At 42.1% G+C, this 12,917-nt stretch carries 13 protein-coding genes; 4 read left to right on the top strand and 9 right to left on the bottom strand.

Translation table 11 applies throughout. The features are described 5' to 3' along the window. Window positions 1-259: 259 nt before the first annotated feature. Entirely contained in the window at window positions 260-796 is a 537-nt protein-coding gene (locus NSS80_RS05515; RefSeq protein WP_041117087.1) for a serine acetyltransferase, read from the top strand. On the opposite strand, the gene NSS80_RS05510 is transcribed toward NSS80_RS05515, so the two are convergent. From NSS80_RS05510 to NSS80_RS05500, 3 genes are all read right to left on the bottom strand, one after another. Next, window positions 791-1,048: a hypothetical protein gene (locus NSS80_RS05510; protein WP_034282121.1), complete on the bottom strand. Its 258-nt coding sequence runs from the start codon at window positions 1,046-1,048 to the stop codon at window positions 791-793. The genes NSS80_RS05515 and NSS80_RS05510 overlap by 6 nt on opposite strands. Before the next feature lie 96 nt (window positions 1,049-1,144). Then, complete coding sequence (locus NSS80_RS05505; RefSeq protein WP_041117085.1) at window positions 1,145-1,711, bottom strand: GNAT family protein; 567 nt, start codon at window positions 1,709-1,711, stop codon at window positions 1,145-1,147. Between the two features lie 14 nt (window positions 1,712-1,725). After that, a complete protein-coding gene (locus NSS80_RS05500) occupies window positions 1,726-2,592 on the bottom strand; it encodes an AraC family transcriptional regulator (RefSeq protein ID WP_041117083.1) in 867 nt (288 codons plus the stop codon). A 113-nt stretch (window positions 2,593-2,705) separates the two neighbouring features. On the opposite strand from NSS80_RS05500, the gene NSS80_RS05495 reads away from it, so the two are divergent. Then, window positions 2,706-4,082, top strand: coding sequence for an MATE family efflux transporter (locus NSS80_RS05495; RefSeq protein ID WP_034282125.1), 1,377 nt, complete (start codon window positions 2,706-2,708; stop codon window positions 4,080-4,082). A 25-nt stretch (window positions 4,083-4,107) separates the two neighbouring features. Here the strand turns inward: NSS80_RS05495 and NSS80_RS05490 are convergent, their stop codons facing one another. From NSS80_RS05490 to asnB, 4 genes are all read right to left on the bottom strand, one after another. Beyond that, entirely contained in the window at window positions 4,108-4,947 is an 840-nt protein-coding gene (locus tag NSS80_RS05490; RefSeq protein WP_046310493.1) for a phytoene/squalene synthase family protein, read from the bottom strand. Next, window positions 4,940-6,415: a phytoene desaturase family protein gene (gene crtI, locus NSS80_RS05485; protein ID WP_034282128.1), complete on the bottom strand. Its 1,476-nt coding sequence runs from the start codon at window positions 6,413-6,415 to the stop codon at window positions 4,940-4,942. Before crtI (NSS80_RS05485) ends, NSS80_RS05490 begins: the two co-directional genes overlap by 8 nt. Further along, window positions 6,412-7,929 (bottom strand): phytoene desaturase family protein, encoded by a 1,518-nt coding sequence (gene crtI / locus NSS80_RS05480; RefSeq protein WP_046310490.1) that lies wholly within the window; start codon window positions 7,927-7,929, stop codon window positions 6,412-6,414. The genes crtI (NSS80_RS05485) and crtI (NSS80_RS05480) overlap by 4 nt, the downstream gene beginning before the upstream one ends. Before the next feature lie 147 nt (window positions 7,930-8,076). Next, the gene (gene asnB / locus NSS80_RS05475; RefSeq protein WP_041117075.1) at window positions 8,077-9,918 is read right to left on the bottom strand and encodes an asparagine synthase (glutamine-hydrolyzing); all 1,842 of its coding nucleotides are present in this window, start codon (window positions 9,916-9,918) and stop codon (window positions 8,077-8,079) included. Window positions 9,919-10,072: 154 nt separating this feature from the next. Here asnB and NSS80_RS05470 point away from each other — a divergent pair, with 154 nt between their 5' ends. Next, window positions 10,073-10,600: a DUF2777 family protein gene (locus NSS80_RS05470; RefSeq protein WP_041117073.1), complete on the top strand. Its 528-nt coding sequence runs from the start codon at window positions 10,073-10,075 to the stop codon at window positions 10,598-10,600. A 38-nt stretch (window positions 10,601-10,638) separates the two neighbouring features. Here NSS80_RS05470 and NSS80_RS05465 read toward each other — a convergent pair whose 3' ends face one another. Further along, the gene (locus tag NSS80_RS05465) at window positions 10,639-11,007 is read right to left on the bottom strand and encodes a YisL family protein (RefSeq protein WP_046310488.1); all 369 of its coding nucleotides are present in this window, start codon (window positions 11,005-11,007) and stop codon (window positions 10,639-10,641) included. Between the two features lie 92 nt (window positions 11,008-11,099). Beyond that, a complete protein-coding gene (locus NSS80_RS05460) occupies window positions 11,100-12,005 on the bottom strand; it encodes a fumarylacetoacetate hydrolase family protein (RefSeq protein WP_317222115.1) in 906 nt (301 codons plus the stop codon). Between the two features lie 111 nt (window positions 12,006-12,116). Between NSS80_RS05460 and NSS80_RS05455 the strand changes: the two genes are divergently transcribed. After that, the gene (locus NSS80_RS05455) at window positions 12,117-12,332 is read left to right on the top strand and encodes a hypothetical protein (RefSeq protein ID WP_046310485.1); all 216 of its coding nucleotides are present in this window, start codon (window positions 12,117-12,119) and stop codon (window positions 12,330-12,332) included. The last annotated feature ends 585 nt before the right edge of the window (window positions 12,333-12,917 follow it).

Below are 12,917 nucleotides of genomic sequence, written 5' to 3'. Positions count from 1 at the left end.
TTTAATGAGTATTTTCGAGTAATTTTTACAAACCTTACTGCCATAAGGAGATGGAACGCATGAGACGATTTGATATTGAAAAAAATTACAAATCATTCTTCCTGGTTCTTTTGTTCTATTCAACTTAAAGCGCTCATTTTATGAAGAAATTTGGATGAAATGAAGGTAGAAAATTGAAGAAGTAACATCATTTTTTCTTGATATAAATGGTTTGGGTGGTATAATTTCTCTGAAACATAAAGGAATGGAGGGGAATTTGATGATTTTTACAAAGCACGATCTTCACCATTACTTAACGCAGGATAAGAAAGCATTAGCGATTACGCGCAGAAGACCAAAGTGGTTTGGGGACGATATATGGAAATATCAAAGGTATTTACGAAAATATGAATACTATTCTAATAGCGGCGCTCTACTGCGCAAATGGTTTTATCGCTATTTACATAAAAAGAAAGGCGTGCAGCTTGGCTTTGATATTCCGATTGGCGTCTTTGGCCCAGGCCTTAGAATCAATCATAGTGGTCTCTTAATTGTGAATAAGCACGCAAAAATTGGGGCATTTTGTGATATTCATCAAGGGGTGAATATTGGCCAAAACCATTCCGAAAAGGATGTCCCAACCATTGGAGATCACGTATGGATTGGCCCTGGTGCTAAGCTGTTTGGAGACATTTATATTGCAAATCATATTTCAATCGGAGCAAATGCCGTGGTGAATCGTTCCTTTCATGAACAGCAGATCGTCATTGCTGGTGTACCGGCTCAAAAGGTAAAAGAAAAAGGCCCTTCTTCATGAAGGCGCCTGATAAAAAAGAATAACACCGATCAAAACAGAGATGAGCAGCATGAGATAAAACAAGATGGTTAAAATCAAGATCGTCCAGCCCAGCCCCTTCCTCTCTGTCTTGATCAAATAAATACCGAGTACGATGGTGCTAAATAGCACGCCTAAAACAGCCCACAGCCATTTGTCTTTGTTATGTTTTGGCGCATCAAACCATAAATAGATGGCAACAGCAAGTGAAACGAATAGACCCGTTAATCTCATATTTAAATTCCCCCTTATGTAAAAAAAACACATTTTCTATTATTCGCTTGAAAAACCGATTTTTTTCAGTTTATTCAAACATACGATACTTTTGTCCTAAAATATTTTATCATTGTTCCGCGGAAGGCTTCTCCATTCTTCTCTCAACATTCCGTAGCGCATTGAATCATAATAAACCCCTTGATAATAACGGACCTTTCTCAGTCTCCCCTCAAGGATAAATCCGCAATTCTCTGCGCACCGCATCATCCGTTCATTACCTGACCAAGTTGTTAAACCAATTCGAGGGATATCAATATACGTAAATAACACATCAATCCAAAGATTTAATGCCTTTGTCCCAATACCCCCGCTCCAAAAGCGTGAATCATAAATGATAATGCCGCATTCAAGCCACCTCGTACGTTCATTCTCCCAATAATATGATACGGTGCCTTTGATATCACCATCTATTTCAATGCCATATAGCTTTTGGGGAATGGATTCTTCCTGTAAGTACCGTTTCTTAAATGCAGCAAGCGGGATTTCGTGTTCATAAAAATAAGGGGCATTCCATTTTCGATAGGACTGGTCTGATGCTTTAAATTTTAAATGCCACACCGTCTCTAAGTCCGTTTCGGTTAATGGACGTATGTTCACAAGCTCTTCCTTTTCTTTTTTCATCTGTTCACGTTCCTTTACTTTGTTGTTCTTTTTGCTAAATGACGGTATTCAATCGGCGTCATGCCTTCATTTTGCCGAAACAGCTTAGAAAAATAAGTAGGGTCGTCAATACCTACATGATCTGCAATGGCAGCGATTTTTTCATTCGTTGAGGCCAGCATGCTTTTGGCTTTTTCGATTTTGAGACGATGGCTGTACTGGTTTGGCGTCAATCCATACACCGTCTGCATACATCTTGTCATGTAATCAGGATGATAGTGCAGTTTCTCTGCAAGCTGCTCCATGTGTAATTTCTCCATAAAGTGATGCTCAAGATAATGAACCACTTCTGATGCGACAGTCTCCTTTGCACTTGGAATATGGAATGCTTCCTTTTGCAGGTGAATGAGCATTTCCTCAAATAATAGCTGTTTTTTCAGCGGAAGTTCAGATGCATCATGATTTAGTGCTCTCATCGCTGAAAGATGTTTTTTTAACACACTTCGCCCTTTCACTTTTCCTAAACGGGGCAGACTAAATTCATAGGTTGCCGGCTTTTCGAAGGTCGCTTGATTTTGTTTCATATCAATCCAGTGTTCTCTCGGCCGGTTCGTCAGCTCAAATCGGTCAATTGAGAAATGCAGCCACTCATAGTGCGTTTCCTCTTCACACGGCAGATGTCCACCATGAGACAGGCCCGGTGAGAGAATCATATATTCACCTTCTTTTACATGAAAAGCCTCCTCGCCCTCTGTCATCCATAGTTCACCTTTTGTGACATAGAGCAGATCAAATACAGTGAAGGTTCTTGAGATATGTCTTTCTCCTTGATGAAATACCCCTTTACCTGAAGCAATATAAATAGGAAACGGCGGTACAGTAAATGTAATAAATCGATCCATATTCATCCCCTTATGAAGTCGGATTTCTCCAATAAGTTTCGGTTTCATCTCTTCTTATTATAGTCGATGCACGGTACACTATAAATCGGATTTATACGAAAGGGGGCTATGTGATGAAATCTCAAACCCTGTCATATGAAAAGGTTCAAGCCAAAGATGAGAAAACACACCCTTCATTATTTGCATTAACTTGGCCTATTTTTATCGAAATCTCTTTATATATGCTCATGGGGAGCGCTGATACACTTATGCTCAGCCAATACTCCGATAACAGTGTGGCCGCAGTAGGTGTAAGCAACCAGCTCCTGAATTTATTAATTGTCATGTTCAGCTTCATTACAACAGGAACGACCATTGTGATTGCGCAGCTTTTAGGAGCTGACCGCAAGCAGGAAGCGACTCAAGTCGCCTATGTCTCACTAGGAACCAACTTCTTGATCAGCTTTGTCATTAGTCTCCTCATGTTTGTGTTAGCTGTTCCAATCCTGCACATGATGGGCTTATCAAGTGAACTCATGCCGGATGCGGCGGTCTTTTTACAAATTGTCGGCCTGCTTTCTTTTATTCAAGCACTCATTATGACGTATAGTGCTATTTTAAAAAGCTACGGATATACAAGAGACACGATGTATGTCACCATCGGAATGAATTTGCTAAACGTTGCCGGCAATTATTTGGTCATTTTTGGTCCGTTTGGCTTTCCTGTATTAGGTGTCATGGGTGTTGCCTTTTCAACCTCGCTGGCTCGTTTGATCGGATTGATGGCGATGATCCTCATTGTCCGCCGCCGAATTGGATTGCGCTTTTCACTGAAGAGTATGTTTCACATCCAGCGGACGCATTTAAAAAAGCTGCTGAAAATTGGCATTCCTTCTGCTGGAGAGCAGCTTTCTTATAACGGCTCTCAAATGATTATTACACTGTTTATTACATTTATGGGAACGCAGGCTTTAGCCGCAAAGGTCTACACTCAAAATTTGATGATGTTTATTATGTTGTTTGGTGCAGCGATTAGCCAAGGGACACAGATTTTAATCGGGCGCCATATTGGAGCGAAAGAATTTGATGCTGCCTACCGCAGATGTATGAAAAGCTTATACTGGGCCATTGGGATCTCTCTTCTTTCTTCCACTGCTTTATCTTTATCATCGACGCATTTGCTTACCTTTTTCACTAGCAATCGTGAAATCATTGAAATCGCCGCCACACTTCTCCTATTGACGATCATTTTAGAGCCGGGACGCTCTTTTAATATGGTCATTATTAATTCATTGCGGGCTGCTGGTGACGCGAAGTTTCCAGTGTATATGGCGATGATTTCAATGTGGGGAATTGGGCTTCCGATCGCTTATTTGTTAGGCATTCAGTTTGAAATGGGGCTCATCGGGGTTTGGATTTCTTTTATTGTGGATGAATGGGTAAGAGGTATCTTCATGTATAGGCGCTGGCGTTCCAGAGTATGGACGGAGTATCGTTTTTCTTCCACATAAAAAGGACTGCGGGTGCAGTCCTTTTTTACGTAATATCTTCTAAAATAAGTGCTTTTTCCTGTTTTGAAATAAATGCTCGCTCTGTAAAGACGCGGTATTCGTTTTCTCTTGTTTTATCTAAAATGGCTTTATAAAAGTAGGCTGCTGCTTTCACCGGTATTCGTGAATAGAGCGGGAATTCATGAAGATGGTCAAAAAACTCCTCGTAGTATGCCTCTGCCTCAAAGGCAATGTACTCCCAGACGTGCTGGAAGGCTTGATTCACAATCCCTTCCTGCAATTCTTGCTCTGTGTACCCGAATTGATCCATCACTTGCTTTGGCAAATAAATGCGGTCTCTTTCAGCCTGATCTTCGCCGATATCTCGAAGGATGTTGGTGAGCTGCATAGCAATCCCTAACGAAATGGCTGCTTCTTTTAGCTGCTCTTTTTTACGCGGTGCAATAATGGGAAGGAGCATAAGCCCAACTGTACTAGCAACATGATAGGAATAGATGAGCAGTTCATCCAACGTTTCGTATCGCTGCTGCTCTAAATCCATCTCCTGTCCTTGGAGCAGGTCACGGAACGGGGCTTCATCCATCCGAAACTCTTGAAATGTATGCTCTAGCGCCACCCATATTGGATCATTCCGGTCTACCTCACCTTGTAAAAATCGATCAAACGAAACCCGAAAGGATGCAAGGTCCTCTTTTGGCGAAGGGGATTCATCTACAATGTCATCTGCTCTACGGCAAAAGGAATATACGGCCCAGACGGCCTGTCTTTTCTTTTTAGGCAGCATGGAAAAGGCCCGGTAAAACGTTTTTGAATGGGTTTGAATGGTTTCCTCACACACTTTTAATGCTGTTTGTACATCAACCACTTAGCTTCACTTCCTTTCTATCATTCAAATCTTTTAGTAGTACAGAAGCCATAAGCTTCGCACTTTGCATCACGATCGGCACCCCGCCGCCCGGATGGATGGAAGCACCTGCCGCATAAAGATTATCTGTCTCACTGACCTTCACTTGCGGGCGGAAGACACCTGATTGAAACAAATTAGGCGCAAGTCCAAAGCTGCCGCCTTCAAACAATCCTTCTCGCAAGGAATCATTTGGTGTTCTGACCTTTTTCCAGACAATCGACTCTCGCAATCTCGGAAAGCCTCTTTTCTCAAGGACATCCACCATCTTCTCGACAAACTCTGTCTCCTCTTCCCAGTTGATATGATCTCCTGAAGGAACGGGAACGAGCATGTATAGAACACTGCAACCTTCTGGGGCAAGAGATGGATCAATGATCGATGGATTAAATGTATAAAACGACGGGTCTTGAGGAATCGTTTTCGTTTGAAAAACTTCTTTCATATGCTGATCAAAGTGTTCTCCCATAAAAAATTGATGAACAGGTGCTTCATGATACATCTTGTTTAACCCGAGATACACCATCACACAGCCAGAGGACGGCACGTATTTCCGGCGATCTTGTTCGTCTAAACCAAGCTGTTTTAACGCAGCTGGATAATCTCCATTGATCACAAATGCATCAGCGGTTTCATATTCATCATTTACTTTAGCTTTGACTGCCCGTTTCCCCTCAAACACCAATTGCGTGACTTCTTCATTTTTTCTTACATGCACACCCATTTTGATGAGCTGCCCTTCCAATATATCTACTAAACTCGCATAGCCTCCTTTTAAATAGTAGATTCCATGCGCGTGCTCACTATAGGACACAAGCGAATAAATAGCCGATGCTTCATACGGGTTTCCCCCAACATAGAGGGTTTGAAGTGCGTATGCATCTCGCAGGCGTTCGTCTGAGAAATATTTTTTCAGAGCACTTTGTACCGTTCGATACGCCTTTAATTTCATTAAAATCTTCATATTCGCTTTTGTAAAAAATGTACGTTTTTCGTGAAATGATTTTTCTAGAAAGGCTTGCTGCCCTTCTTGAAACCGGTCTGTCATTTCTTCCATAAACCTCAGGAACCCTTGATCTTCCTTTGGAAATACACGTCTGATTTCATCTAGCTGACGAAGTGCATCAGAGTATTTCGTATAGGAGGTTCCATCTTGATATTGAATTGTGTACAGCGGATCAAGCTGCAGCAGATCAAGAGATGAATCGTCAATTCCTACCTCATGTAAAATGCCTTTTAACATGTCAGGAAGTAGGACAATGGTCGGACCTTCATCTACTTTATATCCTTTCTCACGTACAAAAGCAAGTCTCCCGCCAAGCCGTTCATTTTTTTCGACAAGGGTGACATCATGTCCCGCTTTTTTTAAATAAAGCGCTGAGATCATTCCGCCAATACCGCCGCCTGCAATTAATATATGTTTTTTCATGAGGCGCTCCCCTTTTCTTGATGCGGCATTGTTTTGTGTGAATGTTTCTCTTTTTTAAGAATGGCATTTGTCGTGATACGTGCTGATTCTAAAATGGTTGGCAGTCCGCTTCCTGGATGTGTTCCTCCTCCAACGAGCCAGCAGTGCTTTAATTCATCAAATTCATTGTGCGGCCTTAGGACCATCATCTGCGTCAGCTGGTGGCCGAGGTTAAATGTAGCTCCTTCATATACGTAAAGGTCTTCCTCCCATTGCTTCGGTGTGATCATCCGCTCGACTTCTATATGCTGTCTCACATTCTGAAAGCCCGTTTTCCGCTCCAATGTATCCAGCACAAGCTCTCTAAATTCATCTTGATGCGCCTCCCAATCAATACCGCTTTGGTTATTGGCAACTGGAGCCAGCACATAAAGAGCTGATTTTCCTTTTGGAGCAAGTGAGTCATCGGTTACACTTGCATTTTGAATATAAATAGACGGGTCATCTGGCAGCTCATATGTCTTCGTAATGCCTTTGACAAATCTAGCATAATCATCGGAAAAAACGATGGTATGATGCGGCTCATCATATATGGTATCCAGTCCTAAATAAAGCATAAAGGTAGAGCAAGAGAATTTTTTCTTTTTTAATTTCTTCTCGCTGTATTTCTTTAAGAGTCCTGGCTCGACAAGCTTTGTCATCACATGTGCAAAGTCTCCATTGACGACAACCTCATCTGCTTGTATTTCTTCCCCAGATTCTAAACGAATGCCTTTTACTTTCCTTCCCTCCGTGAGCAGCTTTTCAACGCCAGCTGACAGATGAATCTCTGCTCCAGCTTCAAGCGCGGCCTTTGCCATCGCTTCTGACAGCTGATTGACACCGCCCTTCGGATGAAATACACCTGTGTCATGTTCCATAAACGAAAGGATCGAGAACGCACCAGGGCATTCCCACGGGGACATTCCTAAGTACTTTGATTGAAATGTAAAAGCATATTTCACTGATTCATTCGAAAAATAGTCTGACAGCACATCATACAAACTTTTATTTAGTGAAAGCTGTGGAAATGCTTTGATCACCTTCAGGCGAAGGTAATGATGAAAGCGGTCCATTTTACTTTGTAGAATTGGTGTCAAACGATCCATTTTGCGCTTTGTATCCTTCATAAATCTTAGATACCCTTCGCCCTCACCAGGTGCAAAGGCTTCTAATCGTTTGTACATTTCATCGCGATCCCGAATCATATCGAGCTGATTGTCTTGAAATATTAATCTATACATCTCTTTTAATTCAATCACATCAATATAGTCATAAAGATTTTTACCAGCAAAGGTGAACAGCTCCTCTGCAATATGAATCATGCTGAGAAAGGTAGGACCTGTATCAAACGTGAAATCACCAAGTTGAAACTTAGCGTTACGCCCGCCAACAAAGGGCTGTTTTTCGTATACATGAACATCATGTCCTTTGCTTTGAAGCATCATAGCTGCTGCAAGGCCCCCTGGTCCCGCTCCGATCACAATGATTTTCATTATCCTTTTTCCTCCAAATTAATTCACTTTAAGTTAATTATACAAATTAGAAAGATTAGATCAACTTTTGATGTGCTCAAAAAGTCTCATGTTATGTATCAAAAAAGCCGGCTTCCTTTCAACAAGTGCAAGAAAGCCGACCCTTTATTACGCTTCTATATCAATTCGATACGTTTCAAACCAATGATGAATCTGTGCAAGATGGGCAATCAACTGCGGGCCCTTCATAAGCTGGCCATACCATGGCACATGAAAAGAAGCTCCTTCCGTTTCAATCAGCTGCTTTAATTGATGTGGGTCTAAAAATTCGTGAAGTACAGAGTCTTTTTGCGCGAGGCAGTCTGTTAGCATCTCTTTCACAGCCTGAGTATAGGCTGGATGATGTGTTTTCGGATAAGGACTCTTCTTTCGATAAAGCACTTCATTCGGTAAAATTCCCTCTAATGCTTTTCGTAAAACCCCTTTTTCACGATTTCCATGCATTTTCATTTCCCAAGGAATATTCCACACATATTCGACAAGACGATGATCTGCAAATGGCACACGTACCTCAAGACTAGCCCCCATACTCATTCGATCTTTTCGATCAAGCAGTGTTGTCATAAACCAGATCATATTTAAGTAAAAAAGTTCTCTACGGGCTTTATCAACGCCAGTTTCTCCATCTAAAAGAGGCGTTTCTGCCACCGTTTCTTCATATTTGCTTTGCGCGTATTCCTTAAGTGACAGCTTTTTTTGCCACGAGTCTTGCAGGAGCTGAGTTCTCGCTTCAGTCGATCTCATCCACGGAAAACCATTCGTTTCATTTTCCATATGGAACCAAGGGTAGCCGCCAAAGATTTCATCAGCACATTCACCTGACAAGCCAACAACGAAGTCCTTTTTAATTTCTCGGCAAAACCAAAGCAAGGAAGAATCAATATCTGCCATACCCGGTAAGTCTCGAACCTCAACGGCTTCCTTCAGATAGGAAGCGAGCTCTTTTTGTCCAATGATACAGCTGTGATGATTCGTTTGAAACGCTTTTGTCATTTGATCAATCCATGGGCCGTCAGCATTCGGCTGGAATTGATTTGCCTCAAAGAATTGATCGTTTCCTTCGTAGTCAATGGAATACGTATGAAGCGGTGCTTCCCCTATTTTCTCAAAGTGCTTAGCGGCAATGGCAGTAATGGCACTAGAATCGACGCCACCAGATAAAAATGTACATACAGGCACATCAGAGACGAGCTGTCTTGTCACGGCATCTGTAAAGAGATGCTTAATGTGCTGTGCGGTGTCATCAAGTGAGTCGGTATGCTCCTTGCTTTTGACATTCCAATATCTCCACACGCGCAGTCCGTCTTTTGAAAAGGTCAAGGCATGTGCAGGTCTCAGCTCTTTTATCCCTTTAAACACTCCTTGACCTGGTGTTCTTGACGGTCCTAAGCCAAAGATCTCCGACAGCCCTTCATAATCGACTTTTGCTTTGATATCAGGGTGAGCAAGAAGTGCTTTGATCTCTGAACCAAATAAGAAGGAATGATGACGTTCTGTATAGAAAAATGGCTTGACGCCTAGCCGGTCTCTCCCTGCAAATAACAATTCACGCTCACTATCCCAGATCACAAATGCAAAAATGCCATTAAAATGGGAGACACACTCTTCCTTCCATTCTGTATAGGCATGAAGAAGAACTTCTGTATCAGAATGCCCAAGAAAGCGGTGCCCCCTTTTTAATAATTCTTTTCTTATATCCTCCGTGTTATAGAGCTCTCCATTGTATACAATCGTATAAGCATGGTTTTGATGTGTATATGTCATCGGCTGCTTTCCGCCTTCTACATCTACCACCGCTAACCTTTTATGCCCGAAAAGAACGTGCTCACTTTTCCACGTATTTGTATCATCTGGCCCTCTTTTAGATAATGTATCTGTCATTTGATTGATTACATGATCCTGTTGGATGAGCTGCTTTTTAAAGTCTGCCCAGCCTGTAATTCCACACATCATCATCAGCTCCCATCCGTTTTTCCTCAAGTGTTCTCATTCAGCCTTTCTTAGTTTATGCATCGTTTCCTTGATAGTTGATTTGTCCTTTTTTCCCGGCGTATAGGACAAGCTTGATTTGGTAAGAAAAGAAAGAAGAAAGGAGCTTTTGCAAATGGAAAATCGAATGAAGCAGCTTGAACGCTGCAGCCGAAGATGGTGTAACGGGTATTTGCTCATTGAAAACGGGCATTGTCTGATTGAAGATGAAGAAGGAGAGATCATGCTGCCAGAAAGTCTTCAAAGCACAATGATCTGTTTGAAGGAAAATGACCAATGGACAAAAGGGGAATTGCTCGGTTCTATGATTCTTCATGAAAACGGGCAGCTAATAGAAGTACAGGGAGGAGAAAACATTCAATATACGGCGTCCCTTGCCAAAGGATGGCTTGATCTTCTCATGTTCGTACCGGAAAACGTTTTTGATCACATCCTTGAACAGGTAGAGCAGCTTGGTTTTTCCGTCTATGATTGTGTCTTCTCCTCCTTTTATTCAATGCAGCGCGTCTCTTTCTTTCAGTTTTCGACAGATACGCAATCACTTGCACTTCAATGTCACTATGAGCCTGCAGCCAGCCACATTCGTTTTGAATGGACCACTTCAGACGGACAACGGATCGTTTCACAATTTGATGCCACATAAAAAGGACACTGCTTCGTATAAGCAATGCCCTTTTTATATTAAAAGATATGGAAACCGATCGGCAGACGTAAACCGAGAAGAATGGTCACAATCGCAAATACGATAAACCCAATCAACACACCAGTCACCGATTTTCCTTTTTTCTTGCGCACTAGGACCATTTCCATGAAACCGATCACGAGGATACCGAGAATCATTTTTCCAATATACTCGCCCCCGAAACCTGGAATTTTCATTCCTGTGCGAACATACAATTCTACGCCTGTTGCGATAATGATCAAGTAGAATAAGCGAACGATCATGTGCACAATTGTAGCGCCTTTGTCGTTTTTACCTGCAAGAGCAAAGGCTACGAAGAATAAAATAATCCCCAGCACCCATGCTGTGATATGTAAATGTGTTCCCATTTGTGATTTCCCCCTTTATCAGAACAAGTACCTTCTCATCGTACCACGAAATAAGTCGAACACAAAGCGACAATCCTGTGTCATCACGCGCTTTATTTGACGTGATTTGTCAGCGTTCCAATCGGCTCAATTGTGATGTCAATTCGATCTCCAGAAGCTAAAAACTTAGGCGGTTCAAAGCCCTTCCCTACCCCAGAAGGTGTACCTGTTGCAATGATGTCACCCGCTTCTAATGTCATCCCTTTTGAAAGAGTGGAGACAATGTCTTCAATTGTGAAGATCATTAATTCCGTACTGGCAGACTGACGAACCTCTCCGTTTACCTTTGTTTCCACATAGAGCGCACCATGATCCTCGATCATTGACTTATGAACGATATAAGGTCCTATCGGGCAGGTTGTATCTAAGCTTTTGCCAATGAAAAATTGTTTATGTTTTTTCTGCAAATCTCTTGCCGTCACATCATTTAAAATGGTGTAACCGAATATATAATCTTGGACCTCTTCAGGAGCAATGTTTTTCCCTGATTTGCCCATCACAATGGCAAGCTCTCCTTCATAATCCAGTTCACTGGTCACACCTTCATGAAGAAGAATGTCCGCTTCGTGTCCAATGACAGAAGTAGGTGCCTTTGTAAAAATCATCACGTCTTTAGGAATATCCGCCGCACTTCCCATCTCCATGACATGGTCTTGATAATTCTTTCCGACACACATGATGTTTTTAGACGGCTTTGGAATCGGCGCATGGAGTTTCACGTCCGAAAGCGGATATACATAAGAACCGCGGTCTTCTTCTTTTTTCTCAGCCCAATCAAGAAGCTGTCCTACATGTTCAACAAACTTGTCCCCCATTTTGATACACTCAGATAAAGAGTTTGGCAGTGTCTCAAGCTCAAATAATTTGGCTTCTGCCTTTTTGACGTCCATCACCCATTCATCATCAATGACTACCCCAATAAACATGCTGCTATGTATCTCACCTGTAAAAAACTTCATGTCTTCCCCTCACAATCTTCATTTCGCTAAGTTATGATGTCTCATTTTATTTCTCTACGAAATAAAAAAAACCCTTTTTTATCATACTCTCTTTTAAAAAGGGTTTCAAAAATGATGATTGAATGCTTAGCGGAAACGGCGGTACTCCCACATGTTCCCTTGATCCCATTTACGCTCAACATTTCCTCTATTTCTGGAACGATGCGACTTCTTTCCACATCTTCGGCAAGAGCGGCTGCGCTTATGGTGATGAGAACGTTTAGATCGATGGCTGCGGCGCGACTTTCGGCTCTTCTTATTGTGGGATCTGTGCTTGCTGCGATGTGACTTGCGGCAGCTCTTCTTATGATGAGATCTGCATTTGCTGCGGTGTGACTTGCGGCAGCTCTTCTTATGGTGCGATCTGCATTTGCTGCGGTGTGACTTGCGGCAGCTCTTCTTATGGTGCGATCTGCATTTGCTGCGGTGTGACTTTTTCGGTTCGCTCTTTTTGCTTCTGTAAGATTTTTTGCTTTTATATGACTTTTTACTCTTCATGCTTTTCTTCGAACGATAGCTTTTCTTAGAGCGATAACTTTTCTTTGAACGATAGCTTCTGTAGCTTTTTTTACTGCGGCGTGATTTACGGCGTCCACCACCGCCAAAGAACCAATGACCGCGACTTGAATGACGAGAACGAGCTGACTTATGCGAACGTCTCGATTCTGGTTCACGATCTAAGTGATGATCACGTCCCTCACTTCGAAGTGAAGCTACTGCATGTTCAATGTGTGAATGATCAAATGTACTCACGAACAATTCCCCTCCCAGTCTATCTTCGACAAAACAAACAGACAAAGCTGTTTATCTTCTCTGCTTTATGTTACGAGATTCGGTAGACAAGTGTTCGTGACGAATGCCTCTTTCCTTGAA

Origin of the sequence: Bacillus sp. FSL M8-0350, from assembly GCF_038593345.1 — a bacterium.
Taxonomy (GTDB): Bacteria; Bacillota; Bacilli; order Bacillales; family Bacillaceae; genus Bacillus; species Bacillus safensis.
Note: the sequence above shows the minus strand (reverse complement) of the source record. Positions and strands in the feature narration are given on the sequence as shown.